General features: G+C 47.5%; 27 protein-coding genes. 16 read left to right on the forward strand and 11 right to left on the reverse strand.

The features are described 5' to 3' along the window. The first annotated feature begins 57 nt into the window (after positions 1-57). The 3 genes from msrQ to C2757_RS02040 are packed head-to-tail and all read left to right on the forward strand — an operon-like array spanning position 58 to position 1907. Positions 58-660 carry a protein-methionine-sulfoxide reductase heme-binding subunit MsrQ gene (gene msrQ, locus C2757_RS02030; protein ID WP_215375491.1) on the forward strand — a complete coding sequence of 201 codons (603 nt, stop codon included), beginning with the start codon at positions 58-60 and terminating at the stop codon, positions 658-660. Positions 661-685: 25 nt separating this feature from the next. Continuing rightward, positions 686-1006, forward strand: coding sequence for a hypothetical protein (locus C2757_RS02035; protein WP_251366772.1), 321 nt, complete (start codon positions 686-688; stop codon positions 1004-1006). 58 nt (positions 1007-1064) lie between these two features. Continuing rightward, positions 1065-1907 carry a peptidyl-prolyl cis-trans isomerase gene (locus C2757_RS02040; protein WP_215375493.1) on the forward strand — a complete coding sequence of 281 codons (843 nt, stop codon included), beginning with the start codon at positions 1065-1067 and terminating at the stop codon, positions 1905-1907. Positions 1908-1950: 43 nt separating this feature from the next. Here C2757_RS02040 and C2757_RS02045 read toward each other — a convergent pair whose 3' ends face one another. The 4 genes from C2757_RS02045 to fdxA are packed head-to-tail and all read right to left on the reverse strand — an operon-like array spanning position 1951 to position 4674. Next, positions 1951-2439: a dihydrofolate reductase gene (locus C2757_RS02045; protein WP_215375495.1), complete on the reverse strand. Its 489-nt coding sequence runs from the start codon at positions 2437-2439 to the stop codon at positions 1951-1953. Positions 2440-2458: 19 nt separating this feature from the next. Continuing rightward, on the reverse strand, positions 2459-3253 hold the full coding sequence (locus tag C2757_RS02050) for a thymidylate synthase (protein WP_215375498.1): 795 nt from the start codon (positions 3251-3253) through the stop codon (positions 2459-2461). A 37-nt stretch (positions 3254-3290) separates the two neighbouring features. Then, positions 3291-4337 carry an NAD(P)/FAD-dependent oxidoreductase gene (locus tag C2757_RS02055; protein ID WP_215375501.1) on the reverse strand — a complete coding sequence of 349 codons (1047 nt, stop codon included), beginning with the start codon at positions 4335-4337 and terminating at the stop codon, positions 3291-3293. Between the two features lie 13 nt (positions 4338-4350). Continuing rightward, positions 4351-4674, reverse strand: coding sequence for a ferredoxin FdxA (gene fdxA / locus C2757_RS02060; RefSeq protein ID WP_071464719.1), 324 nt, complete (start codon positions 4672-4674; stop codon positions 4351-4353). 118 nt (positions 4675-4792) lie between these two features. Between fdxA and C2757_RS02065 the strand changes: the two genes are divergently transcribed. Beyond that, a complete protein-coding gene (locus tag C2757_RS02065; RefSeq protein WP_215375504.1) occupies positions 4793-5797 on the forward strand; it encodes a D-glycerate dehydrogenase in 1005 nt (334 codons plus the stop codon). 16 nt (positions 5798-5813) lie between these two features. On the opposite strand, the gene C2757_RS02070 is transcribed toward C2757_RS02065, so the two are convergent. The 5 genes from C2757_RS02070 to C2757_RS02090 all read right to left on the reverse strand — a co-directional run bounded on the left by C2757_RS02070 (position 5814) and on the right by C2757_RS02090 (position 11882). Continuing rightward, on the reverse strand, positions 5814-6107 hold the full coding sequence (locus C2757_RS02070) for a hypothetical protein (protein ID WP_068322073.1): 294 nt from the start codon (positions 6105-6107) through the stop codon (positions 5814-5816). Positions 6108-6119: 12 nt separating this feature from the next. After that, positions 6120-7436 carry a gephyrin-like molybdotransferase Glp gene (glp, locus tag C2757_RS02075; RefSeq protein WP_215375507.1) on the reverse strand — a complete coding sequence of 439 codons (1317 nt, stop codon included), beginning with the start codon at positions 7434-7436 and terminating at the stop codon, positions 6120-6122. Next, the gene (gene mobA / locus C2757_RS02080; RefSeq protein WP_215375509.1) at positions 7433-8038 is read right to left on the reverse strand and encodes a molybdenum cofactor guanylyltransferase MobA; all 606 of its coding nucleotides are present in this window, start codon (positions 8036-8038) and stop codon (positions 7433-7435) included. The genes glp and mobA overlap by 4 nt, the downstream gene beginning before the upstream one ends. After that, positions 8038-9165: a GTP 3',8-cyclase MoaA gene (moaA, locus tag C2757_RS02085; RefSeq protein ID WP_215375512.1), complete on the reverse strand. Its 1128-nt coding sequence runs from the start codon at positions 9163-9165 to the stop codon at positions 8038-8040. The genes mobA and moaA overlap by 1 nt, the downstream gene beginning before the upstream one ends. A 92-nt stretch (positions 9166-9257) precedes the next feature. Beyond that, positions 9258-11882 carry an Rne/Rng family ribonuclease gene (locus tag C2757_RS02090; protein ID WP_215375515.1) on the reverse strand — a complete coding sequence of 875 codons (2625 nt, stop codon included), beginning with the start codon at positions 11880-11882 and terminating at the stop codon, positions 9258-9260. A 464-nt stretch (positions 11883-12346) separates the two neighbouring features. Between C2757_RS02090 and C2757_RS02095 the strand changes: the two genes are divergently transcribed. The 3 genes from C2757_RS02095 to sppA are packed head-to-tail and all read left to right on the forward strand — an operon-like array spanning position 12347 to position 15051. Beyond that, on the forward strand, positions 12347-13357 hold the full coding sequence (locus C2757_RS02095) for an RluA family pseudouridine synthase (RefSeq protein WP_215375518.1): 1011 nt from the start codon (positions 12347-12349) through the stop codon (positions 13355-13357). 35 nt (positions 13358-13392) lie between these two features. Then, positions 13393-14064 (forward strand): HAD-IA family hydrolase, encoded by a 672-nt coding sequence (locus tag C2757_RS02100; RefSeq protein ID WP_215375521.1) that lies wholly within the window; start codon positions 13393-13395, stop codon positions 14062-14064. Positions 14065-14103: 39 nt separating this feature from the next. Continuing rightward, positions 14104-15051, forward strand: a complete 948-nt coding sequence (gene sppA, locus C2757_RS02105) for a signal peptide peptidase SppA (RefSeq protein WP_215375524.1) — start codon at positions 14104-14106, stop codon at positions 15049-15051. 20 nt (positions 15052-15071) lie between these two features. On the opposite strand, the gene C2757_RS02110 is transcribed toward sppA, so the two are convergent. Further along, positions 15072-15842: an SAM-dependent methyltransferase gene (locus tag C2757_RS02110; protein ID WP_215375526.1), complete on the reverse strand. Its 771-nt coding sequence runs from the start codon at positions 15840-15842 to the stop codon at positions 15072-15074. A 27-nt stretch (positions 15843-15869) separates the two neighbouring features. Further along, positions 15870-16478 (reverse strand): Maf family nucleotide pyrophosphatase, encoded by a 609-nt coding sequence (locus tag C2757_RS02115; RefSeq protein WP_215375529.1) that lies wholly within the window; start codon positions 16476-16478, stop codon positions 15870-15872. A 43-nt stretch (positions 16479-16521) separates the two neighbouring features. On the opposite strand from C2757_RS02115, the gene C2757_RS02120 reads away from it, so the two are divergent. From C2757_RS02120 to C2757_RS02160, 9 genes are all read left to right on the forward strand, one after another. Beyond that, entirely contained in the window at positions 16522-17100 is a 579-nt protein-coding gene (locus tag C2757_RS02120; RefSeq protein WP_215375533.1) for a DUF177 domain-containing protein, read from the forward strand. Between the two features lie 102 nt (positions 17101-17202). Further along, positions 17203-17382 carry a 50S ribosomal protein L32 gene (gene rpmF, locus C2757_RS02125; protein ID WP_011902241.1) on the forward strand — a complete coding sequence of 60 codons (180 nt, stop codon included), beginning with the start codon at positions 17203-17205 and terminating at the stop codon, positions 17380-17382. A gap of 83 nt (positions 17383-17465) precedes the next feature. Further along, positions 17466-18479: a phosphate acyltransferase PlsX gene (plsX, locus tag C2757_RS02130; protein ID WP_215375536.1), complete on the forward strand. Its 1014-nt coding sequence runs from the start codon at positions 17466-17468 to the stop codon at positions 18477-18479. Continuing rightward, positions 18476-19462 (forward strand): beta-ketoacyl-ACP synthase III, encoded by a 987-nt coding sequence (locus C2757_RS02135; protein WP_215375539.1) that lies wholly within the window; start codon positions 18476-18478, stop codon positions 19460-19462. Before plsX ends, C2757_RS02135 begins: the two co-directional genes overlap by 4 nt. Before the next feature lie 24 nt (positions 19463-19486). Continuing rightward, entirely contained in the window at positions 19487-20422 is a 936-nt protein-coding gene (gene fabD, locus C2757_RS02140; protein WP_215375542.1) for an ACP S-malonyltransferase, read from the forward strand. Positions 20423-20461: 39 nt separating this feature from the next. Next, the gene (gene fabG, locus C2757_RS02145; RefSeq protein ID WP_215375545.1) at positions 20462-21205 is read left to right on the forward strand and encodes a 3-oxoacyl-ACP reductase FabG; all 744 of its coding nucleotides are present in this window, start codon (positions 20462-20464) and stop codon (positions 21203-21205) included. Between the two features lie 102 nt (positions 21206-21307). Next, on the forward strand, positions 21308-21547 hold the full coding sequence (acpP, locus tag C2757_RS02150) for an acyl carrier protein (RefSeq protein ID WP_028819177.1): 240 nt from the start codon (positions 21308-21310) through the stop codon (positions 21545-21547). 21 nt (positions 21548-21568) lie between these two features. After that, positions 21569-22816: a beta-ketoacyl-ACP synthase II gene (fabF, locus tag C2757_RS02155; protein ID WP_215375548.1), complete on the forward strand. Its 1248-nt coding sequence runs from the start codon at positions 21569-21571 to the stop codon at positions 22814-22816. A 50-nt stretch (positions 22817-22866) separates the two neighbouring features. Continuing rightward, entirely contained in the window at positions 22867-24315 is a 1449-nt protein-coding gene (locus tag C2757_RS02160) for a DegQ family serine endoprotease (protein WP_215375551.1), read from the forward strand. Positions 24316-24383: the final 68 nt, after the last annotated feature.

The following is a 24383-nucleotide window of genomic DNA, read 5'->3' on the forward strand; positions in this document are numbered from 1 at the left end:
TTAATTCAAGATTTGACAGCATTACCTTAGGATCTAGGGCTCGTTTAGTATTCATCTATGAAGTATTTCAAGCCTCTCTTATTTATCCTTTCTTTACTGCCATTGGGGCGCTTAGTATGGCTAGGTCTTCAGGATGACTTAGGGGCAAATCCTATTGAATTTGCCACCCGCTCTACCGGTACTTGGGCACTAGTCTTTCTCTGTATTACCTTGGCAATGACACCCTTACGTTTACTGACAGGCCAGGCTAACTTCATCAAGATGCGCCGTATGCTGGGCCTCTTTTGTTTCTTCTACGCAAGCTTGCATTTTCTGATTTGGTTTTGGCTTGACCAAAATCTGGATCTGCAAACGATGTGGGCTGATGTTCTCAAACGTCCTTTTATCACCATGGGCTTTGCTAGCTTTGTTTTACTCATCCCTTTAGCAATTACTTCGAACCATTTTTCTGTCCGTGCTTTGGGAAGGCGCTGGAGCGTCTTGCATCGACTGGTATATGTGATTGCCTGTACAGCGATCATTCACTATTGGTGGCATAAGGCGGGCAAGAATGATTTGCAGACCGTCTCTATTTATGCCGCAGTCATTTTTGTATTGTTATTGTGTCGGTTGCCTTGGGTGCGAGAGCATCTAGGGGTTATTCGTAATTCATTCAAATAGACGCTATCTCACCTACAATCGGTCAATGAACATTAAATTAATACTTGCAGCTTACTTAGGCTTGCTGAGCTTGGCCTTGGCCGCCCAAAGTGGACCACCACCGGGGTCTATTACTTATTCGCCATATACGCCTGAGCAATTAAGGGAATTTAATAATCAACCTATCTCTTTGACTGAGGGCCCTTTTGGTCCGGTAAATACTCCGCCGCAAGACAGAGTTCAAGCCAAACAAGCTCCTGGAGATTCAAAATACTATAGTCAACCTGAGGGCGAGGAAGAGGCTGAAGCCACCGAAACCCAATCAGCTGATCCCTATACGCCCAGCGAGCCTATTTATCGGTTTTAGCTATACGCTACTGTTAACATTGAGACACTTTTTTAGAAAGATAGAAAGATTAAGCTCAATGAATACCGTTAACTCCTTGTTTAAATCTCAGCTTCGCTCACTATTGATTGCCGGTCTTTTATCTAGTGCGGTGATGGGTGGCGCATACGCTCAACAAAGCGGTCTTCCAATTAATGCGGCCGCTTCTGTGAATGGCATGATCATCACCAATGATATGGTTGAGCAGGGAATCAAGATGGCGCTCTCTCAGGGTCAGAAAGATTCGCCCGAGTTGCGTCAAGCTGTAGTCCAGAAATATATTGAAGTCTTACTACTTTCTCAGCGCGCTGAGAAAGATGGTCTTGCAGATTCTGAAAGAGCAAATACACAGTTGATGTTAATTCGTCAAAACTATTTGGCTGATCTTGAGCTATCCACTTTTATGGCAAAAAATCCCATTACTGATGCCGACGTTCAGGCTGAGTACAACAAGGAGATCGCATCGCTAGGTCCACAAGGTATGTTGGTGGAATACAAGGTAAGTGATATTGCTGTTGCCACAGAAGCTGATGCACAAGCCGCCTTAAGCCGAATTAAAAAGGGCGAGCCTTTTGATAAAGTTGCTAGAAGTGTGTCTCTGGCACCCAATAAGGTGCAGGGCGGAGCGATCGGCTGGGTTCAGGCTGGACAAGTTTCTCCGCAAATTGCTGCAGTCTTAGTAAACCTGGGTAAGGGCCAAGTTTCTCAGTCCCCCATTCAAATGCAACAAGGTTGGTATTTGATTAAGCTTGAAGATAAAAAATCTAGTAAGCCACCTTCTTTTGAGCAAGCTAAAGCGGCCATTCGGAATGGTATGGCACAAAGAAAGCAAATGGATTTCTTATCTCAGCTCGCCAAAGATTCTAAGATCGTAGTTCAGTAAGGGCAATCTTAGGCATGAAAAAAGGGCTCCTCGGAGCCCTTTTTTATTTGCGCTTCAGAGTGATAAAGCTGAAGGTAATGTCGCCCTCTGATCCCGGAGTGCGCTCCATCTCATGCCATGAAGCGGGGTCGGGGACTTCAAAGAAAGTATCACCGCCATCTACATCCATATTAATTTCTGTCAGGTAGAGTGTGTCGGCTATAGGAAAAGCTTGTGTAAACAGTTGCTCCCCGCCAATCACAAATACCCGCGGTGAATCGCTCAGGAGCTGAAGAGCTTCATCTAGAGAGCCGGCTAACTCAGCACCATTCAGTTGAAAGTTGGGATTTCTGCTAACTACGATATTGCGGCGACCAGGCAGTGGGCGACCAATGGACTCCCAGGTCTTGCGACCCATGATGACTGGATAGCCCATGGTCACGCGTTTAAAAAACTGCAAATCTGCAGAGATCTTCCAAGGCATTTGATTGTCACGACCAATGACGTGATTGCGAGAGCGGGCCACGATCATGGAAATAGCAGGCTGGGTCATCAATTGCTTTCTGAAAGTCTTAAATAGCTACGGGAGCTTTAATATGGGGATGTGACTCATAGCCGGTAATTTCAAAATCTTCAAACTCATAGTCGAAGATAGAGTCTGGCTTGCGCAAGATATTGAGTTTAGGCAATGGCAAGAAATCCCGTGAGAGCTGCAGATCGACTTGCTCTAAATGATTGCTATATAAATGGCAATCGCCACCAGTCCAAATAAAGTCGCCTACTTCTAGATTGCATTGCTGAGCCATCATGTGCGTTAGTAGCGCGTAGCTAGCAATATTAAATGGCACGCCTAAGAAAATATCTGCGCTACGTTGATAGAGTTGGCAAGAGAGCTTGCCATCAGCTACGTAGAACTGGAAGAAAGCATGACAAGGAGCCAAGGCCATCTGCGGAATATCAGCTACGTTCCAAGCAGAAACGATAATGCGTCGTGAGTCTGGGTTTTTCTTGATGGTTTCAACTACTTCAGCAATCTGATCAATGTGCTTGCCATTAGGTGCTGGCCAAGAGCGCCACTGATATCCATAAATTGGACCTAGTTCACCATCTGGTGCTGCCCATTCATTCCAAATAGAGACGCCACGTTCTTTGAGCCAGTTATTGTTAGTACTGCCTTTGAGAAACCAGAGTAATTCATAAATGATGGACTTGAGGTGTAGCTTCTTTGTGGTAACCATGGGAAAGCCATCCGCCAGATTAAAGCGCATCTGGTGCCCAAACACCGAGATCGTTCCTGTACCTGTCCTATCGGACTTTTGAACGCCCTTGGCAAGGACTTCCTTCATGAGATCGTGATATTGGCGCATAGATATATTGGCGAAAAATGGGTAATGAAGAGATAGCTTACTCGAATGTGGCGGGGCTTACCCCAAGCATCCGATGAAGCTTAGGCGATGTGGTGGTGTACTGGAGCTGGATGGGTTTCTCAGGGTTAAGGTAGGCGGCCGCAGCAAAGGCTGCCAATGCCGCCTCATGAAAGCCTGACAAGATGAGCTTTTTCTTGCCCGGGTAAACATTGATATCACCCACGGCATAAATTCCAGGAATACTGGTTTGAAACTTCTCCGTATCAACAAGCACTTGTTTGCGATCAATATCCAGACCCCAGTCTGCGATAGGCCCGAGTTTTGGGGAGAGGCCAAAAAAGATGAGAAGATCATCTACCGGGATGCTTTGATCGGCACCGTCAATATTTCTGACAACAATACTGTCAATACGATCACCTGCAACTGCATATTCTGTAATTTGCCCAATCAGTAATTGCATCCGTTGATTAGCGCAGAGCTCACGCATCTTCGCAATCGATGCAGGAGCTGCTTTGAAGTCATCGCGTCGGTGAATCAAAGTCACACTCGCCGCTTTATCAACAAAATAGAGTGCCCAATCTAGCGCTGCATCGCCACCACCACAAATGACTATCCGCTTGCCATGAAATTGTTCAGGGTGTTTGACGTGATAGAAGAGCTGCTTGCCAGCAAATGCTTCAATACCTTCTAGGTTCAACGTGCGGGGCTGAAAAGCACCAACCCCTGCAGCGATAAAGACTGTTTTACTGAGGAAGTGCTCTTCTTTTGAGGTGCTGATCAGAAAGCGGCCATCCGCTTGTTGCTCGAGCCGCGTAACCTCTTGCCCCAAATGAAACTGGGCGCCAAAGGGTTCGATTTGTTTGAGAAGGTTTTGGGTCAGTTCGCGACCTGTGCAGACCGGAATTGCTGGAATATCGTAAATGGGTTTATCGGGATATAACTCAATGCATTGACCACCTGCTTCAGGTAATGAATCAATGACATGGGCTTTAATTTCTAGAAGGCCTAGTTCGAAAACTTGAAAAAGACCCACTGGCCCTGCGCCAATAATGACGGCATCGGTGTGAGTGGGTGAGCTCAACACAAAGTCTCGAAAATTACTTTACGAGTTGATCGAGTTTATTTTTAACGTCTTTCCACTCATCCGCATCAGGCAGTGCGGCTTTAGACTTCGTAATCGAAGTCCAAGATGGAGAGAGTTCAGCGTTCAGTTTGATAAAAGCTTGTTGATCACCGGGAACATCATCTTCTGCATAAATGGCATTAACAGGGCACTCGGGAACGCAAACGGCGCAGTCAATGCACTCATCCGGATCGATTACGAGAAAATTGGGGCCTTCACGAAAGCAGTCAACTGGGCAAACATCAACACAGTCGGTATATTTGCAGCGGATGCAAGATTCGGTAACAACGTAAGTCATGGTAGTTTTATTTCAAGAGCCCAAAAAAGGGGTTAGCCAGTTTTAAAAGATCAATTTTAGCCGAAATAGCCTATTTTTCAGGCAAAAGGGTCAATTTACTTCAGGTAAAGTTCCTCCTATGAATACACCGTCAAAATCCCAAACAAAACCTAAAATCCTCGTTGCTAGGGCAATATTCCCCGAGGCTTTGGCCAAGCTCCAAGAGTCCTTTGAGGTTCGATCCAACCAAGCGGATCAGGTTTTTACCCCTACCGAGCTCCAAGCAGAGCTTGCTAAGGTTGTAGGGGCATTGGTGGCTGGTAGCGAGCGCATCGATGCAAATGCTTTATCGCAAGCAAAAGATCTGAAGGTGGTAGCCAATATCTCAGTGGGTTATAACAATTTTGATGTACCTGCGATGACTGCTGCTGGTGTCATGGCAACTAACACTCCTGATGTACTTACTGATACAACAGCAGATTTTGGTTTTGCTTTATTGATGGCCACTGCCAGACGGATTACTGAGTCTGAGCATTGGGTTAGAGCAGGCGAATGGAAAAAGTGGTCCATCGTCAACAACCCACTTGGAATGGATATTCATCACAGCACCATCGGCATTATTGGAATGGGTCGTATTGGGCAGGGCATTGCAAAACGTGCCTTAGGTTTTGGGATGAATGTGATTTATCACAATCGGAGTCGTCTCTCCGAAGCCGATGAAAAAGCCTGTGCTGCAAAGTATGTATCTAAAGAAGAATTACTCCGCACCGCAGATCATGTGGTCTTGGTTTTACCCTATACCCCAGAGAATCATCACACCATTGCTGCTAAAGAGATTGCATTGATGAAACCAACTGCAACCCTGATAAACATTGCGCGGGGAGGTATCGTGGATGACTTGGCTTTAGCTCAAGCTCTCAAAGATAAAGTGATTTTTGCAGCTGGACTAGATGTATTTGAAGGTGAGCCTACCGTTCATCCGGAGTTGCTGAAATTAAGTAATGTGGTCTTAGCCCCTCATATTGCAAGCTCAACAGAGAAGACCCGCAGGGCGATGGTCGATTTAGCTATTGAGAATTTGCGACAAGCGATTGATGGCAAAAAGCCACCAAGCTTAATTAATACTGAAGTATTTAAAGCGTAGTTAAATCTAGCTGAAATTATTCAGCTTCGATTTCTTCAGGAAGTTCGCGCATGGCCAATTCAATACCACCGAATTTTCCTGCGACCCAGTTGTAGACTTTGCAAGCAATCCACAGCAAACCAAACCCTAATAAAGCATTGAGGATGAGGGCTGAGAGCACTGTAAATCCTGGAATCGCTCCATCACGAATGAAGGCAACAAACAGCGCTAGTAAGACGATGGGTACTGAGAAGCACAGGTAAACCAAAACGAGTGTTTTAGCTGTGTGCATTGGGTCTAGAAAGACGAGTTCTTTTTTGGTAAGTTTCATGATGACGCAATCTTAAAGCAGTCCTTCAAAAAGCGCCACATCTACCCACTCACCAGCAGCAACATTTCCTTGGTCGTGAGCAAGGATGACAAAGCAATTCGCCTCACTCATGGAGCGTAAAATCCCTGCGCCTTGGCTGCCAGTGAGTCGAACTGTTGGCTTACCATCCTCGCCACGACTGAGAATGGCCCGCTGAAACTCGGTACGACCCGGTTTTTTGCGAATTGCTTCTGTGCAGATTGCCTGAGTCATTGGCACATCTGTATGGCTTGCCCCATTGAGTTGGAGAAGGGCTGACCTGACAAATTGGTAAAAGGTCACCATTACTGCAACAGGATTACCAGGTAAGCCAAAGAATAGGGTTTTGCGCGCAGGAGATTTGCCAGCAAGGGCCTTCAGAATGCCAAACGCCATCGGACGGCCAGGTCGCATGGCAATTTTCCAGAAGCCAACATCCCCTAACTCTTGCATGATTTGTTTGGTGAAATCCGCCTCACCAACTGAAACGCCACCCGAAGAAATCAAGACATCTGCTTTTGCCGCCGCCTCACAGAAAGCATTCTTAAGGGCGCTGGGATCGTCACGAACAATGCCGCAGTCAATGATTTCAAGATTGAGGCGATTGAGTAAACCTGACAGGCTATAACGGTTACTGTCATAGATGCTGCCTATATCCAATGATTCACCTAGGGTGCGCAATTCATTTCCAGAAGACAGAATGGCTACCTTGAGTTTGCGCCTTACTTTTAAGGCCGCAATACCGAGTGAGGCTGCTAAACCCAAATCCGAAGGACGCAATAAACGACCAGCAGAGATAGCAGGTTTGCCAGTTTGCAAATCTTCACCGCGGAGGCGACGATTATCTCCACGTTTTAATTGAGCTTGTTGAAAGGTAATCTGAGTCTCAGTCATCTCAGTAGTCAATTCTTGTGGAATAACCGTGTCACAATTTGCTGGCATGACTGCACCAGTCATGATCTTCAGGCACTCACCGGTCTTGAGGTTGCCCTCATAAGGCTTGCCAGCAAAGGCGGTGCCAACAACCTGCAGTGCGATCTCAGGAGTATTGGTATCAAGACATTTGCCATCAAATGCAAAGCCATCCATAGCAGAGTTATCTGCTGCAGGAACATCGATTGGAGATAGTAGATCTTCTGCCAAAATACGATTGATCGCTTGATCTAATGCAACGATTTCAATATCTGCAGGATCTGAAATCGCTTGAGATTCATTTAAGAGTTCTTCGACTAACCGAGCAATGGCTGCGCGTGCCTCATCGACATGTAGCGATGAAGTCAGAAGAATAGGGTTGTTAGGCGAGTGCTTCATAAGGAGACTTGCTCTAAAGCTTTGAGTTCCTCGGGGGTGTTGACATTTGCAAATGCATGAGCTTCCTCAAATACAACAGTGCCACTGCGCAGCTCTTTGAACCAACGATCAATCTTGAGATCACCTTTTTGTAAAAAGATTTCTAAAGATTCATGCAAGTTGGTGCGCATCAAACAAAACACAGGTTGTGCCCACACCTTCCCATCAGCTTCTTTGCTTGAGGCGTAAACGAGTTGATAGTTACCTTGTTCCAGTTCATTAGCCATCCGAGAAGCCAAATCAAGGGGTAGCATGGGTGAATCGCACGGGGCACTCAATAAATATTGGGTCTTGCAGGCGCTTAGACCGGCCGAAAATCCGGCCAGTGGGCCAGAAAAGTCGGGAGTCTCGTCCATGATGACGGGGTAGCCATAAGCAGCATATTTTGTAACGTTGCGGTTGGCATTAATCAGCATGGGGCCAACTTGTTTCTTGAGGCGCGTAATCGTCGAATCAATCAGTGGCTTGTTATGAAAGGGGATAAGCCCTTTATCAATACCGCCCATACGCTGCGCACGTCCGCCAGCCAAGATGAGTCCAGTAATGTGTTCAGCTGAAATCATCAACCACCGATATAAGACATTTCGACCTTGCGACTACCTGTCGATAAGTTAGCAGTATGGGAGCCCCGAATCTCAGAGTAATGATCATCGCGTACTGACCAGGTATTCATGATCGCGTTGGCAATCTCTAAATCACTTTTACCAGACCGCAACATGGTTTTGAAATCAAAGCCTTCATTAGCAAATAGACAGAGATACATTTGCCCATCAGTTGAAATGCGAGCGCGCGTACATTCGTGACAGAAGGTTTGGGTCACGCTAGAGATCACGCCAATTTCACCAGAGCCATCCACATAGCGCCAGCGCTGGGCAACTTCACCAGAATAATTCGCATCAACAGGTTCCAGCGGGAATACTGCATGGATTTTGGCAATAACTTCTTTTGAAGGTAATACCTCTGCCATATTCCAGCCATTAGAGCTACCCACGTCCATGAATTCAATAAAGCGCAGAATAACGCCGCTACCCTTAAATTGCCTAGCCATCGCAACAATCTCATGATCGTTCGTTCCTTTTTTCACGACCATATTGACCTTGATATTTTCAAAGCCCACTTCTTTTGCGGCGGCTATGCCATCCAAAACATCGGCTACTGGAAAGTCAACATCATTCATTTTTCTAAAGACAGCATCATCTAGGCCATCCAAGCTGACTGTAAGTCTTTGTAAGCCTGCCGCTTTTAAAGCAGCAGCTTTCTTGCGCAGGATGCTGCCATTGGTGGTGAGAGTGAGATCGAGTGGCATGCCTTCAGGCGTACTCAATTTCGCTAGCATCTCAATCAGTACCTCTAAATTCTTACGCAGCAATGGTTCGCCACCAGTTAAGCGAATCTTCTCAACACCTAGCGTGGAAAAGATAGTAGCTAGGCGGGTGATTTCTTCAAAGCTAAGTAATTCTTGATGGGCGAGATAGGGGTAATTGTGATCAAACACTTCTTTAGGCATGCAATAAGTGCAGCGGAAGTTACAACGATCGGTTACAGAAATGCGTAGGTCATGTAAAGTGCGACCGCGCTTATCCAAAGTCTGGCCGTGAGGCGCAAGCAGTTGTGCGCCAATAGACGGCGTAAGGCCTTTGCCTTCATGAATACGAATGGGAATTACTTTGGGGTTAACTTTTTCAACCATGATCTCAATTATGGCTGTGAAACGGGGTTTCTGCCAAACCGCCCAATATCCTTTTGGGATAAAAGGCGGTCTGGAGAAAAAGCTGTAAGGCCTTAAACCGTTTTTTCTTGACCGCCGGTTTCAACTAAAACCATTGGACCTTCAGGACGGGCAGCTGCAGGCTTTGGTGCTCTGCCTAAGTTGATTGACTCAGGCTGAATCTGATTTTGTGCTTCCGCATGCTTGGAGGCATCGGTGGCAACCCAAATCATGCCGGCAGATTGCACAACATTATGTAAAGGCGTTTCTTCTAGCGCTTGGAAGGCAACCTTCGGAAGTTCTGGAGCTGGTTTAGCAATCACTTCAACCTTGGCGGCAGCAGCTACTACAGCAACGGGTGCTGCAGTTTGCGTTGGTGCTGCAGCAGAGCTTTGAGCTGGACGATTTGATTGACGTGGAGCACGTGGTCCTCGACCTTGTCTTTCAGTTTTTTCAGCTGCTGGTTTTGTATTTGAAAAACTGCTCACAATATTCTGAATTGGCATTGATGCAGATGCACCAGCCATACCAACAGGAGGGCCAGCAAACGGGCTAGCAGATGCTGCTACAGATGAAGATGCATCACCATTCTCAGCGCGCTCACCGCGATCATTTCGGTTGCGACCACGACCACGACGGTTGCGACCACGACCACGACGCTCTTCACCTTCAACAGCCGGTGTTGCCTCATTGCCAGGAGCTGCTTCGCTTGCAGGTGTTACTGCCGCTGCATTTTCTTGACGTTCTGGTTTTGGACCGTTCTGGTTATTGCGATTGCGGTTATTACGATTGCCGTTGCGATTGGTGTTGCCTTCGCTAGCACCTTCAGCAGCATTTGCCGCCGGACGCTCTGTACGCTCGCCGTTGCGATCATTACGCTCACCACGACGATTGCGACCACGATTGCGATCACCACCATTGCCGTTGCGACTTTGATTGCGTCCACGTGTATTGCTTGGCGCTGGCTTCTCTTCGACTACTGGTGTCGATGAGAATAGTTTTTTGATAAATCCAAATAAACCACCAGAGCTTTCAGCTTGAACTTTTTCGGTGCGGGCTGGACGCGGTTGACTCATTGGTGCGGGTTGAGTAGGAGTGATGCCCTTAACTGCAGCCTCAGGGCGTGCCTTCACATCAGCATCTTTGCGACTTACTGTGGTGTCGGTTTCCAATTCACGAGCAGCTTCTTCAGCCATCACGTAGCTAGCTTTTTGGTCATCTAGACGTGGATCGTCATGACGCAAACGCTCTAACTTGTAATGTGGCGTTTCTAAATGCTTGTTTGGAACCATCAAGACGTTCACTTTGAAGCGCGTCTCGATCTTGATGACTTCAGCACGTTTTTCATTCAAGAGAAACGCAGCCACTTCGACCGGTACCTGTGTATGAATCGCTGCTGTGTTTTCCTTCATCGCTTCTTCTTGAATAATGCGCAGAACTTGCAATGCAGATGATTCGGTATCACGGATATGACCTGTGCCGTTACAACGCGGGCAAGTGACGTGACTACCTTCAGAAAGGGCAGGGCGCAAACGTTGGCGTGACATTTCCATCAAGCCAAACTTGGAGATCTTACCCATTTGAACGCGGGCACGATCATGGCGCAGAGCATCGCGTAAGCGGTTCTCAACATCTTTCTGAGCCTTGCTCGATTCCATATCAATGAAGTCAATCACGATCAAACCACCCAAGTCACGTAAACGTGCTTGACGAGCGATTTCATCGGCAGCTTCTAAGTTGGTACGCGTCGCAGTTTCTTCAATGTCAGAACCACGGGTCGCACGAGCGGAGTTTACGTCCACAGAAACCAAGGCTTCAGTGTGGTCGATCACAATAGCGCCGCCAGATGGTAATGGCACTGTGCGTGAATACGCGGTTTCAATTTGGTGTTCAATTTGGAAGCGTGAGAACAAAGGCACATCGTCGTGATAGCGCTTTACGCGTGGCAAATTGTCTGGCATCACCACCGACATAAATGCTGCAGCTTGTTCGTAGATATCATCGGTATCGATGAGAATCTCGCCGATATCAGGCTGGAAGTAATCGCGGATTGCACGAATCACTAAGCTAGATTCGAGGTAAATCAGTAATGGCGCAGAGTTGCCTTTAGCGGCTTCATCAATCGCCTTCCACAGCTGCATGAGATAACTTAAGTCCCACTGCAATTCCGTAGCATCGCGACCAATACCAGCAGTACGAGCAATGATGCTCATGCCATCTGGTACTTCTAATTGAGACATCGCTTCACGCAGTTCTTGACGGTCTTCGCCTTCAATACGACGGGATACACCGCCTCCACGTGGATTGTTTGGCATTAATACCAAATAACGACCAGCCAGGGAGATAAAGGAGGTGAGGGCAGCACCTTTTTGGCCACGCTCTTCTTTTTCTACCTGAACAATGATTTCTTGACCTTCGCGCAGGGCATCCTTAATGGAAGCATTGCGGACGTCGATACCCTCTTTGAAATAGGCTCTAGCAACTTCTTTAAATGGTAAGAAGCCATGACGCTCTTCACCGTAGTTGACAAAGCACGCCTCCAGGGAAGGTTCAATGCGGGTAATAACACCTTTGTAAATATTGCCTTTGCGTTGTTCACGACCGGCAGCTTCGATATCAATATCAATGAGTTTTTGACCATCAACGATGGCAACTCGCAACTCTTCTTGTTGAGTTGCATTAAACAACATGCGTTTCATAACACTCTCCTATGGGGGAGGTTGTCGATGCGCGCTGCGTTAGGGGACAAGTTCAATGCCGCTGAGGACTGAGCCTAAGGCGGTATAGGAGTGTGGATCAAGCCAATCTGGGCATCTTTTACCCAGCTCACCAAGTTAACGGTTGGTTAATTCGGTGCCACACTTGACGATCGCCGCAGAGACCTCCTTTAGGTCATCAATGCAGGCGCGCGCCTGAAAACTGTCTTCTAATCGCGGGTCGCGGCATACGGCACACCAACCCTGCGCCTCATTACAACGGGGGAGGGGCAACCCCGGGAGTCTTTTAAAGGGCGACTCCAAGCTCCACGATTCAAGCCTGACTTCAGGCTGGGATCAAGCCAATAAATTGGCTAGAGCGTTGATTATACGGCACAAGTTGAATGACAATGGGGTATTGTTGAGTCCCTTGTCTTCCTCTGTTGAGGGGGCAAGAGAGATAAATCATGAAACCAGAGCCATTAAGTAAGCCAAAACCCACCCCAAATTCCGCCCCAGCAGCAGTTCATCTGCAGACTATTGGACCGGAGGAGGCTGGTCAGCGTTTAGATAATTATTTGCTGCGCTGGGCCAAAGGGGTCCCCAAAAGCCACGTTTATCGGATTATTCGCTCCGGTGAGGTGCGGGTAAACAAAAAACGTGCCGAGCCAACGACTCGCCTGGTGGAGGGGGATGTAGTACGAGTGCCGCCCGTCAGAATCGCCGAGCCAGCCCAAATGGCCGCAGTGAACTCTGCTCAAACCAAATCCCGAGCTCATGGTTACTCAGACAAAATGCCGATCCTGTTTGAGGATGAGGCCCTTTTGATTGTAGATAAACCTCCTGGATTGGCGGTGCATGGAGGATCTGGAATTGCTTTGGGCGTGATTGAGACCTTACGCATCACCCGCCCAGAACTGAAGTTTTTGGAATTGGTCCACCGTCTAGATAGAGATACTTCCGGAGTGTTGCTGCTGGCAAAGAAGCGTAGCGCTTTAGTAGAGCTGCATCGCCAAATCCGTGAGGGACAAACTGATAAACGCTATTACTTGCTGGCCCATGGAGAAATCGTGCAGGGTACTCAGAGCATGCAACTCAAATACCCATTGCATAAATATTTATTAGCGAATGGCGAACGCCGCGTGCGAGTAGATCCTGAGGGGCTTCCCAGTCATACCGCTTTGCGAGTTACAAAAGTCTTCAAGCATGATGAGGTGGCAATGACATTGGCTGAAGCGCAGCTTAAAACGGGGCGTACCCATCAAATTCGGGTGCACTTGCAAAAGCTAGGCCATGCCATTTTGGGTGATGATAAGTATGGCTTTGAAGAGCAAGATAAATTGATTAAATCCAAACGACTTTATCTACATGCGCACTTGGCAGGCTTTACTCATCCGCGTACCGGTGAAAAAATGCGCATTGAATCACCGCTCCCCGCGGAGTTTGCAGCCATGATGAAGAAATTTGAGTTGTCATAATTGATTAATACAGTGAATCATTCGAACCCAAAATAATGCAAGTAGATACCTCAAATCGACGCTATGACCTGATTGTGTGGGATTGGGATGGAACCATCATGGACTCAACCCCCACGATCGTGCAATGCATTCAGCAAGCTTGTCGTGACTTGGGTTTTAAAGAGCCGGATGACGCTCTCGCAAGTTCAGTGATTGGTTTGGGGATTCAGGATTCCTTGCGCAGAGCAGTGCCCTGGATCGAGCCAGTACATTTTCCAAAGTTGACTGACCGCTTTCGTTATCACTACTTGGCTAAAGATCATGAGCTGGATTTATTTGTGGGCATTCGTGAGCTATTGGAAAATTTGCGTGCCGATAAATACCTTTTAGGCGTTGCCACTGGTAAATCCAGAGTAGGCTTAGATCGCTCGCTTAAGCATCACCAAATTGGGCATCTTTTTCATGAAACCCGCACTGCTGATGAATCCTTTTCAAAACCGCATCCCGGGATGTTGCTTGAGTTGTCTGATGCCACTCAAGTGCCTACACGTCGCATGTTAATGATTGGTGATACCACGCATGATTTGGATATGGCTTCGAATGCGGGGGTGGATGCGATTGCAGTGACTTACGGCGCACATCCACTCGATACCCTGAAGACTTCAAAGTCATTGGCACATGTTGATGATGTCGCACAGCTATCACAATGGCTTAAAGAAAATTTATAACGAATTGATATCTTAATTAGTCAGACTAAGGAAGCAAAAATGGAAAATAATCAAAACCCTAATTGGGAGCGACAAGCGCTTGAACATCTCTTATTGGAGAATCTCAAAGAGACACGCAAGGCACGCCGCTGGAGAGCGGTTCTCCGAGTATTGACCCTGTTGGTCTTTGTGGGTGTGATTTTGGCTGTGTTTGATTTCCATCTTCCGGGTCGCGGTATGGCTGTCGAGAAGCACACAGCGATGGTGACTATGGAGGGTGAAATCTCTTCAAGCTCGATGGCCAATGCAATGGATATTAATTCTGCGCTGGTAGCTGCATTTGAGAATGAGCATAGTGCTGGAGTGATACTACGCATCAATAGTCCAGGCGGCTCACCAGTTCAAGCGGGGATGATTAATGATGAGATTCATCGCTTGCGCAAGCTCTATCCAAATAAGCCCTTGTATGTGGTGGTTGAAGATATTTGTGCATCGGGTGGTTACTACGTTGCAGTTGCGGGCGATCAGATCTTGGTAGATAAAGCCTCCTTAGTCGGTTCAATCGGTGTAATCATGGAAGGCTTTGGCTTCACTGGCTTGATGGATAAATTGGGCGTGACGCGGCGCATGATTACTGCAGGCTCTAACAAGGGCATGATGGATCCATTTAGCAAAGAAGATCCCAAGCAAGTGGAAATGGTCAAGACCATGATTGATGAAATTCATCAGCAATTTATTCAGGTGGTGAAAGAAGGTCGTGGTACGCGCTTGAAAGAAACACCAGATTTATTTTCAGGTCGGATTTGGAATGGCGAGCAAGCCGTTAAGCTTGGTCTAGTAGATGGTTACGGTACAGTTGATTCAGTGGCGCGGGACATCTTTAAAGCCCCTGATGTCCTTGACTACACCATGAAAGAAAACTTTGCTGAACGCGTCGCGAAGCGTTTTGGTGCTGAGGCTGGAGCTGCTGCTGGTAAAGCTTTAGTAAAGACACCAGATCTGAAGTAAATACTTCAACAGCAAATCTTTTAGGCCAGCAGTAGAAATACTGTTGGCCTATTTTGTAATGGGGCACAAGCAGCCTCATTCGGAAAGCGCTTACGCCACTCTGCAATGGATAGAGTGGAAATCATTTCAGATTTGAGGGTAAGGTCTACGCCAATGCATAGCAATGTTTGTGGTGCTAATGCCTGGAGACACGCCATCAGCATCGCGGTATTGCGATAAGGTGTCTCAATCCATACTTGGGTTTGCTCGAGTTTGCGGGATTCCACTTCAAGCTGCTTGAGTCTAGCGCTGCGATCATGGGTGTCATGCGGCAAATATCCCTGAAAAGCAAAGCGCTGACCATTGAGGCCGCTTGCCATCAGGCCCAACAAGATCGAGCTCGGTCCCACCAAAGGCTTTACTTGAGCGCCGAGCTTGTGTGCTGCGAGTACCAATTCTGCTCCAGGATCCGCCACACCAGGTACGCCTGCTTCAGACATTAAGCCCATGTCATTTCCAGCCAACAATGGCTTGAGCAAATCTGCAGGTTTTACTGCATCACCATACTTTGCATTACGCGCAGCACCACGCCACTCACCCATTTGCATTTCTTGAATAGTGCAATTGAGTGGTGAAACGCTATCAATAGCTTTTAATAAAGCACGTGCTGTTTTTGCATCTTCCACAATCCAGTGTTTGAGTTTTGCGGTTTGTGTAATCGTTTCAGCTGGTAACACCCAAGGCAGTTGTTCGTTACGCGCATCATCCCCTAGGGTGTTGGGAACTAAAAACAGTGTGCCGAGTTTTGCCATGAAAATTTCTGCCGTTCTCTTAATCTGTTAGTTTCTTGCGGGGATTGCAAAACCAGCTTCACGTAATAAACCCGTAAGTGCAATCAGCGGTAGTCCTATGAGGGCGGTGGGATCATCACTCTTGATGGATTCAAGCAGGCTAATGCCTAAGCCTTCTGACTTTGCGCTACCGGCGCAGTCATAAGGCTCCTCTGCAAGCAAATAGCTTTCCAAAATCTCATCGGAGAGTTTGCGAAAAGTCACTTCAGTAGGAATGCTCAAAGTAGTTTGTGTATCGCCCTTCATCAAGCACAGCGCTGTATGAAAAGTCACTGTTTGACCACGCATCAGTTGGAGTTGCGCCATCGCTCTTTCGAAATTACCGGGCTTACCAATTGCCGCACCACATAAATCGGCAACTTGGTCAGAGCCGATCACCCAAGCTTGAGGATGCTCTTTAGCAACTGCCGTAGCTTTTGCGTTTGCAAGGCGCAGGGCTAATTCGAGAGAGCTCTCGCCAGTAAAGGGGGTTTCATCTACCTTTGGTGAAACGACGTCAAACGGAATGCGAAGACGTGTCAATAATTCGCGTCGGTATACCGAGGTCGAGGCCAGGATGAGTGGCGAGTTTTGGGATGCGGTGGTGGAGATGCTCATTGCTGAATGTACTTTCAGAGTGACCTTGATTTAGACTGATGCCATGAATCGTAATCAAGTTTTACCTCAAGTTCAGCTATCTTCGGAACCTAGTGCTTTGAAAAGGGTTGATTTTTGTGCGCCCCAGTCTTATCAGGGGGCTGGATTTTTGGCGATTTCAGAAATGCCCAGACTTGCGCAGGAGGCCTCCACTGTCATTGCCGGCGATGGCTTTGATTGGCAAATGCAGACCTATTTTGAGGATTCTCCGGCTAGCGATCCCCACCAAATTCTGGATTTGGACCTAAACGGCCGAATTCACCTGATTTGTCAGCGTTGCCTGCAAGACTGCGCCATCGATTTAGCTGAAAAGCGCCGCTTTATCTTTGTGGCTACTGAGGCGGAGGCGGATGACTACCCTATGGAGGATGAGGAGCAGGAGCCCCTGGTGGCAAGCCAGCATTTCAACCTCCTAGAAACGATTGAGGACGAGATTTTGCTGTCTTTACCCTTGATTCCAAAGCATCCAGACGGGTTTTGTGAGCCACATGCCTCAGTTTTTGGGATTGATGAGGCAGATGAGGGGGCTGATGAGCGAGAAAACCCCTTTAACATCTTGAAAAATATGAAGAAAAACTCATAAGCTGAGGCTGCGTTTGCCTGTTGTTTTGAGTGCCATATGCAGAAAAATCAAGCATTTAGACGCATTTACATGTTAGAATGTCGCCTTGCTTAGGAGTTCATTATGGCCGTTCAACAAAATAAAAAATCACCATCCAAACGTGGCATGCACCGTGCGCACGACTTTTTGACCGCACCTGCTACGGCTGTTGAAGCCACAACTGGTGAGGCTCATCTGCGCCACCACATCTCACCAAACGGCTACTATCGTGGTCGTAAAGTGGTTAAAACCAAAAACGACTAATTCTTTTAGTCTAAATAGATAGAAGCGGCTCCAGAAAAAGCCGCTTTTTTCTTAATAAATCACTTGCAGCAATCAATGAGTTTATGAGCGTTACTCTAGCTATTGATGCCATGGGCGGAGATCATGGAGTCGTAGTTACGGTTCCTGCCGCCTGCGATTTTCTAGAAAATCACCTAGATGCAAAAGTCGCTTTAGTTGGCGATGCAGATTTAATCAAGCAAGCCTTAAATAAATTACCCGGCGTTCCGATGGAGCGCATTCACATTATTCCCGCGAGCGAAGTAGTCTTGATGGATGATCCCATCGAGGTCGCTTTGCGTCGCAAAAAAGATTCTTCCATGCGCGTTGCGATTGAGCAGGTGAAAGAAGGCCAGGCAGATGCTGTGATCTCTTCTGGCAATACTGGCGCGCTGATGGCGATCTCTCGTTACATTCTGAAAACACTTGATGGTGTTGATCGTCCTGCCATTGCAACCGCGATTCCCAATGAGCTCGGGCGCGGCACGACCATGCTAGATCTTGGGGCTAATGCCGATTGCGAGCCAATGCACTTGGTTCAGTTTGCCCAAATGGCCAATGTGATGGTGCAAGTGGTTGATGGCAAGGCAAATCCCTCTATCGGCTTACTCAATATCGGTGAAGAAGTGATTAAGGGGAATGAGGTAGTCAAGCAAACGAGTGAGTTGCTACGCCAAACCCAATTGAACTTTTATGGCAACGTAGAAGGTAATGATATTTTTAAGGGCACAACAGACATCGTTGTGTGCGATGGTTTTGTGGGCAATGTAGTGCTAAAAGCCAGCGAAGGCTTGGCCAAAATGATGAGCGGCATGATTCGTGAAGAATTTAATCGCTCGCTGATGACAAAGCTTATGGCGATTTGTGCCATGGTGCCATTGCTCAGGGTTCGTAAGCGCGTTGATCATCGTCGCTATAACGGTGCGGTACTTTTAGGGTTGCGCGGTTGTGTGATCAAGAGTCATGGCTCTGCAGATCGTTTTGCCTTTGGTTTTGCTTTGGATCGCGCCTATGAGGCAGCTAAGAATCGCATGGTTGAGCGTATTGCTCAAGCCTTTGTGGTGGAGACAAAAGAATGACTATGTTTGCGAGAGTGGCAGGAACAGGAAGCTATTTACCCGAGCAGCGCCTGACTAACCAAGACTTGGTGGAGCGCCTTGCCAAAACAGGATTAGAGACCAGTGATGAATGGATTAAAACTCGTAGCGGCATTGCTGCGCGTCACTTTGCTGCCGATCATGAATTAACCAGTGATCTTGCGGTGAAAGCTGCGCAAGCTGCATTAGAGAGTGCTGACATCACTTCTGAAGATTTAGATCTGATTATTTTGGCCACTTCTACACCAGACCATTTGGGCGGTTTTCCGAGTACGGCCTGTGTTGTGCAAGATAAGTTAGGCGCTCATACCGCATGCGCTGCTTTTGATGTTCAAGCAGTTTGTGCTGGTTTTACCTATGCACTTGCAATTGCAGATGCCTTTATTCGTGCGGGCTCTTACAAAAAAGTATTAGTGATTGGCGCTGAAACCTTCTCTCGCATTTTGGATTTTCAGGATCGTGGTACTTGTGTCTTGTTTGGCGACGGCGCTGGGGCAGTGGTACTCGAAGCCTCCAATGAGCCTGGAATTTTATCTACGGCATTGCATGCAGATGGCAGTCAGCGTGACATTTTGTGTGTTCCTGGTCGCTCTAGTAATGGTCAAGTACAAGGCTCACCATTTATGACTATGGATGGTCAGGCGGTATTTAAATTAGCTGTCAAAGTATTGGAGCAAGTTGCTCACGAAGCCCTAGAGAAAGCCCATTTGAAGGCGGAGCAAATTGATTGGCTGGTGCCACATCAAGCGAATATTCGGATTATGGAAGGTACCGCTAAGAAGATGGGCATGTCGATGGACAAAGTGATTGTGACGGTGCATGAGCACGGCAACACTTCTGCTGCCTCGATCCCTTTAGCATTAGATGTGGGTGTACGCTCTGGTCAAATTCAACGTGGTCAACATCTGTTATTGGAAGGTGTTGGTGGTGGTTTTGCATGGGGCGCAGCTGTACTCAAGTACTAGTTTATTTTTTACTGAATTAACACTATGACATTTGCATTCGTATTTCCTGGCCAAGGTTCACAATCTGTTGGCATGCTCAATTCCATTGCGGATCGTGCTGAGGTGCGTGCAACTTTGCAGGAGGCCTCTGAGGCTTTGGGTGAAGATATTGCAAAGTTAATTGCTGAAGGCCCTGCTGAAGCATTGTCTTTAACGACCAACACTCAACCAGTGATGTTGACTGCTGGTGTCGCTTTCTATCGCGCCTGGTTGGCTGCCGGTGGCGCTACTCCTAAAGTCATGGCAGGTCATAGTTTGGGTGAATACTCCGCTTTAGTTGCAGCAGGCGTAATTTCTTTTAAAGATGCTGTTCCATTGGTGCGTTTTCGTGCTGATGCGATGCAAAATGCTGTACCAGTTGGTACTGGCGGCATGGCAGCGATCTTGGGTTTGGATGATGCAACAGTCATTCAAGTTTGTGCAGAGGCAAGTACTGCCTCTGGCGACGTGGTTGAGGCAGTAAATTTCAATGCCCCAGGTCAAGTGGTAATCGCGGGTGCAAGCGATGCAGTGAATAAAGCCTGTGAGTTACTCAAAGCTGCAGGCGCTAAGCGAGCATTGCCGCTACCGGTTTCTGCACCTTTTCACTCTTCTTTATTGCAGCCTGCATCAGAAAAGCTCAAAACGTATTTGGCAGACATTGAATTTAAGGTGCCAACTATTTCTGTGATTAACAACGTGGATGTGGCTATTTTGAATGACCCTGTTGCAATTAAAGATGCCTTAGTGCGTCAAGCAGCAAAGCCTGTACGCTGGCATGAAACCATACAAGCGATGGCAGACCAAGGAATCATTCAAGCGGTGGAATGTGGTCCAGGTAAAGTCTTGGCTGGTTTAACCAAGCGAATTAACGATCAAATGACAGGGGTGCCTGTATTTGATGAAGCCAGCTTGAACGAAGCTTTGGCTACTCTAAAATAATATCTATCCTAGATTATCTCGATATAGCGGAAGACAAATATGAATCTCGACTTAAGCGGACAAATTGCCTTAGTCACTGGCGCATCACGCGGCATCGGCCAAGCCATTGCAGACGAATTAGTTAAGTGCGGCGCAAAAGTGATTGGTACTGCAACTTCAGAGAGCGGTGCAAAAGCAATCGATGAGCGCTTAAAGTCTTCAGGCGGCTCTGGCTTGGTATTGAATGTCACTGAACCAAATGCGTGCGAAAACATCATTGAGCAGATTGTTAAAGAGTATGGTGGCATTCATATTTTGGTGAATAACGCTGGCATCACTCGAGATAACTTAGCGATGCGTATGAAGGCAGATGAGTGGACCGATGTGATCGATACCAATTTGAGTTCAGTATTCCGTTTGTCTCAAGCGGTCTTACGCCCTATGATGAAAGCACGTGGTGGTCGCATCATCAATATCACCTCCATCGTTGGACATATGGGTAATGCTGGCCAGGCAAATTATGCGGCTGCAAAAGCAGGCGTTTCTGGAATGACTCGTGCCTTAGCCCGTGAAATTGGTAGCCGGAATATTACGGTCAATTGCGTGGCTCCAGGGTTTATTGATACAGATATGACCCGCGCTTTGAGCGAAGAGCAGCAAAATGCACTAAAAGTGAACATTCCGCTGGCCCGTTTGGGCAGTCCGGAGGATGTGGCCCAGGCTGTGGCTTTTTTGGCCTCTCCAGCCGCCGCTTACATTACGGGTAATACCCTACACGTCAATGGCGGCTTGTATCTAGCCTAATAGCAAAGTAAGGATTTTGTCATTTTTGGGCGAATTTGCGAATTCGGTCCACCAAGCTGATAAAATCCTTTTCATCGTTTTTTACAACCCCTGGGGAAATTAATGGACAACATCGAACAACGCGTTAAGAAAATCGTCGCCGAGCAATTGGGCGTCGCAGAAGGAGATATCAAGAATGAATCTTCTTTCGTGAACGACCTAGGCGCTGACTCTCTTGACACTGTTGAGCTGGTTATGGCTTTGGAAGATGAATTCGGTATCGAGATTCCTGATGAGGAAGCCGAAAAAATCACCACAGTTCAGCTCGCGATCGACTTCGCTAAATCTAAAGCTCAGGGTTAATTCCCTAGCCTAGGTATTACTGTGTCAGCATCAAATGGCCGACGCCGGGTAGTAGTTACCGGCCTTGGCCTCATCTCACCTGTTGGCAATTCAGTTGATGTAGCTTGGTCTAATTTGCTTGCGGGCAAATCTGGCATCGCTACGATTACTAAATTCGACCACACTCCACTGAGCGTGCATTTCGCTGGAGAGGTGAAGGATTTCAACGTAGAAGAATATGTCTCTGCTAAAGAGGCACGCCATATGGATACCTTTATCCATTACGGCATCGCGGCTGGCACGCAGGCCATTCGGGACAGCGGTCTAGAGGTCACCGAGCAAAACGCTGAACGCGTTGGTGTCATGGTGGGCTCCGGTATTGGTGGCTTGCCGATGATTGAGGAAACTGGGGCAGAGTTATTGGCTCGCGGTCCCCGTCGTATTTCTCCATTCTTTGTACCGGGCTCCATCATTAATATGATTTCTGGTCACCTCAGTATTTTGTTTGGTCTTAAAGGTCCAAACGTGGCTGCAGTGACTGCATGTACTACTGGTTTACACAGTATCGGATTAGCGGCACGTTTAATTCAGTATGGCGATGCGGATGTGATGGTTGCTGGTGGTGCTGAGTCAACCATCTCTGCATTAGGGATCGGCGGCTTTGCTTCGGCAAGAGCACTCTCTACTCGCAATGACGATCCTGCGACTGCTTCACGTCCTTGGGATAAAGACCGTGATGGTTTTGTTCTTGGTGAAGGCGCTGGCGTTGTTGTGCTGGAAGAGTATGAGCATGCCAAAGCACGTGGCGCAAAAATCTATTGCGAATTGCTTGGCTTTGGTATGAGTGGTGATGCGTATCACATGACTGCGCCAAATATGGATGGCCCACGCCGTTGTATGGTCAATGCGATGCGCGATGCGGGCTTAAATCCGGATCAAATTCAGTATCTCAATGCGCACGGTACCTCTACGCCCTTGGGTGACAAGAATGAAACCGAGGCAATCAAAGCCGCTCTTGGCGATCATGCTAAAAAAGCACTGATTAACTCTACCAAGTCGATGACGGGTCACCTTTTAGGTGGCGCTGGCGGTTTGGAGTCTGTTTTCACGATTCTGGCGCTTCATCACCAGAAATCCCCGCCCACCATCAATATCTTCAATCAAGATCCTGAGTGCGACTTGGACTACTGCGCCAATACTGCTAGGGACGTGAAGATCGATCACGCCGTCAAAAACAACTTTGGCTTTGGTGGTACTAACGGCACCTTGATTTTTGGTAAGCTGACCTAATATCCTCTTTATCTCCATTTTTTGGTTTTCACCAAGTAGGTCATAGCATCATGAAAAAGTACTTTATTGCGCTCTTGGCTATTTTGAGTCTTGGCCAAATATCATTTATTGCACCAGCGATTGCTCAAAATCCTCGAGTCACGATTCCGGATTTTGCCGACTTGGTTGAGCGCGCAAGTCCTGCTGTAGTCAATATTCGGACCACTGAAAAAGTGATGGTTCAGCAATCTCAAGGCGGCATTCCTGGAATGCCTGAGGATCAAGCAGAATTTTTCCGTCGCTTCTTTGGTGTACCTATTCCTGGAATTCCGAATGGGCCAAAACCAACACAGCCAAACCCTAGCAAACCACAAGAGGCCGATCGTGGCGTTGGCTCTGGTTTCATTATCGAATCAAATGGTTTGATTCTGACTAATGCTCACGTTGTTGAGGGTGCAACGACCATTTATGTCACTCTAACTGACAAGCGTGAGTTCAAAGCAAGGTTGTTGGGTATGGATAAGCGTACCGATGTAGCAGTGGTAAAAATTGAAGCGCGTGATTTACCAAAGTTGCCTTTAGGTGATTCATCTAAGGTGCGAGTGGGCGAGTGGGTCTTGGCCATTGGCTCCCCATTTGGCCTTGAAAATACAGTGACTGCGGGTATTGTGTCAGCCAAGAGTCGAGATACTGGTGATTACCTGCCCTTTATTCAGACTGACGTTGCAGTCAATCCCGGCAACTCTGGCGGCCCCTTGCTCAATACTGCAGGTCAAGTAATTGGTATTAACTCTCAAATCTTTAGCCGCTCTGGTGGCTATATGGGAATTTCATTTGCGATTCCAATTGATGAGGCGATGCGCGTTGCCGATCAACTGCGCACGAACGGCAAAATGACTCGAGGTCGTATTGGTGTGGCCTTGGGTGAGATGACTAAAGAGGTTGCAGAGAGTTTAGGTTTAGGAAAACCGCATGGTGCTTATGTGCGCAATGTTGAACCGAATGGCCCGGCAGCAAATGGCGGCATTGAAGCGGGAGATGTCATTCTTGCTTTTAATGGACGTGATATTGCAAAGTCAACGGATTTGCCGCGAGTGGTTGGTGAAACCAAGCCAGGAAGCACTGCTACTGTTCAAGTGTGGCGTAAGGGTGCAACACGCGATTTGACAGTCACTGTGGCAGATACTGACTCTGCACAGGTAGCTACCAAAAAGCCAGATGTCCCTAATGCCAATAGTAATAGTGCGAATGCTTTCGGTGTTGCGGTAAGCGACGTATCAGATAGCAAAAAGAAGGATCTCAATATCAAAGGTGGTGTGGATGTGACCGGTTTAGGGGAGGGCTCTCTGGCGCGAGCTGGTGTTCGTCCTGGGGATGTGATTATTCGCATTGCCGACACCGATATCACCGGAGTAAAGCAGTTTGAAGCCCTGGTTAAAGGCCTTGATGCCAATAAGGCCGTTCCAGTCTTTATCCGCCGTTCTGACAGCACTCTGGTCATCCCAGTAAGACCAAAATAAGCCCTTTTTAGGCTGAAAAATAGGGTTCGGCGCCTTTTAGGCGCCACCCATTACAATTCCCTTAAGAC

This window comes from Polynucleobacter sp. MWH-Svant-W18 (assembly GCF_018687495.1).
GTDB lineage: Bacteria > Pseudomonadota > Gammaproteobacteria > Burkholderiales > Burkholderiaceae > Polynucleobacter.

What these genes read in the sequence shown, in the direction of transcription:
- mobA (WP_215375509.1), bottom strand. Translation starts at nt 8,038, where the DNA reads ATGATTTCAGCTGAACACATTACTGGACTCATCTTGGCTGGCGGACGT.
- C2757_RS02090 (WP_215375515.1), bottom strand. Translation starts at nt 11,882, where the DNA reads ATGAAACGCATGTTGTTTAATGCAACTCAACAAGAAGAGTTGCGAGTT.
- glp (WP_215375507.1), bottom strand. Translation starts at nt 7,436, where the DNA reads ATGAAGCACTCGCCTAACAACCCTATTCTTCTGACTTCATCGCTACAT.
- sppA (WP_215375524.1), top strand. Translation starts at nt 14,104, where the DNA reads ATGGAAAATAATCAAAACCCTAATTGGGAGCGACAAGCGCTTGAACAT.
- C2757_RS02045 (WP_215375495.1), bottom strand. Translation starts at nt 2,439, where the DNA reads ATGACCCAGCCTGCTATTTCCATGATCGTGGCCCGCTCTCGCAATCAC.
- fabG (WP_215375545.1), top strand. Translation starts at nt 20,462, where the DNA reads ATGAATCTCGACTTAAGCGGACAAATTGCCTTAGTCACTGGCGCATCA.
- fabD (WP_215375542.1), top strand. Translation starts at nt 19,487, where the DNA reads ATGACATTTGCATTCGTATTTCCTGGCCAAGGTTCACAATCTGTTGGC.
- acpP (WP_028819177.1), top strand. Translation starts at nt 21,308, where the DNA reads ATGGACAACATCGAACAACGCGTTAAGAAAATCGTCGCCGAGCAATTG.
- fdxA (WP_071464719.1), bottom strand. Translation starts at nt 4,674, where the DNA reads ATGACTTACGTTGTTACCGAATCTTGCATCCGCTGCAAATATACCGAC.
- C2757_RS02100 (WP_215375521.1), top strand. Translation starts at nt 13,393, where the DNA reads ATGCAAGTAGATACCTCAAATCGACGCTATGACCTGATTGTGTGGGAT.
- msrQ (WP_215375491.1), top strand. Translation starts at nt 58, where the DNA reads ATGAAGTATTTCAAGCCTCTCTTATTTATCCTTTCTTTACTGCCATTG.
- C2757_RS02095 (WP_215375518.1), top strand. Translation starts at nt 12,347, where the DNA reads ATGAAACCAGAGCCATTAAGTAAGCCAAAACCCACCCCAAATTCCGCC.
- C2757_RS02035 (WP_251366772.1), top strand. Translation starts at nt 686, where the DNA reads ATGAACATTAAATTAATACTTGCAGCTTACTTAGGCTTGCTGAGCTTG.
- C2757_RS02110 (WP_215375526.1), bottom strand. Translation starts at nt 15,842, where the DNA reads ATGGCAAAACTCGGCACACTGTTTTTAGTTCCCAACACCCTAGGGGAT.
- C2757_RS02065 (WP_215375504.1), top strand. Translation starts at nt 4,793, where the DNA reads ATGAATACACCGTCAAAATCCCAAACAAAACCTAAAATCCTCGTTGCT.
- C2757_RS02070 (WP_068322073.1), bottom strand. Translation starts at nt 6,107, where the DNA reads ATGAAACTTACCAAAAAAGAACTCGTCTTTCTAGACCCAATGCACACA.
- C2757_RS02135 (WP_215375539.1), top strand. Translation starts at nt 18,476, where the DNA reads ATGACTATGTTTGCGAGAGTGGCAGGAACAGGAAGCTATTTACCCGAG.
- C2757_RS02040 (WP_215375493.1), top strand. Translation starts at nt 1,065, where the DNA reads ATGAATACCGTTAACTCCTTGTTTAAATCTCAGCTTCGCTCACTATTG.
- C2757_RS02050 (WP_215375498.1), bottom strand. Translation starts at nt 3,253, where the DNA reads ATGCGCCAATATCACGATCTCATGAAGGAAGTCCTTGCCAAGGGCGTT.
- rpmF (WP_011902241.1), top strand. Translation starts at nt 17,203, where the DNA reads ATGGCCGTTCAACAAAATAAAAAATCACCATCCAAACGTGGCATGCAC.
- C2757_RS02115 (WP_215375529.1), bottom strand. Translation starts at nt 16,478, where the DNA reads ATGAGCATCTCCACCACCGCATCCCAAAACTCGCCACTCATCCTGGCC.
- C2757_RS02120 (WP_215375533.1), top strand. Translation starts at nt 16,522, where the DNA reads ATGAATCGTAATCAAGTTTTACCTCAAGTTCAGCTATCTTCGGAACCT.
- C2757_RS02160 (WP_215375551.1), top strand. Translation starts at nt 22,867, where the DNA reads ATGAAAAAGTACTTTATTGCGCTCTTGGCTATTTTGAGTCTTGGCCAA.
- moaA (WP_215375512.1), bottom strand. Translation starts at nt 9,165, where the DNA reads ATGGTTGAAAAAGTTAACCCCAAAGTAATTCCCATTCGTATTCATGAA.
- plsX (WP_215375536.1), top strand. Translation starts at nt 17,466, where the DNA reads ATGAGCGTTACTCTAGCTATTGATGCCATGGGCGGAGATCATGGAGTC.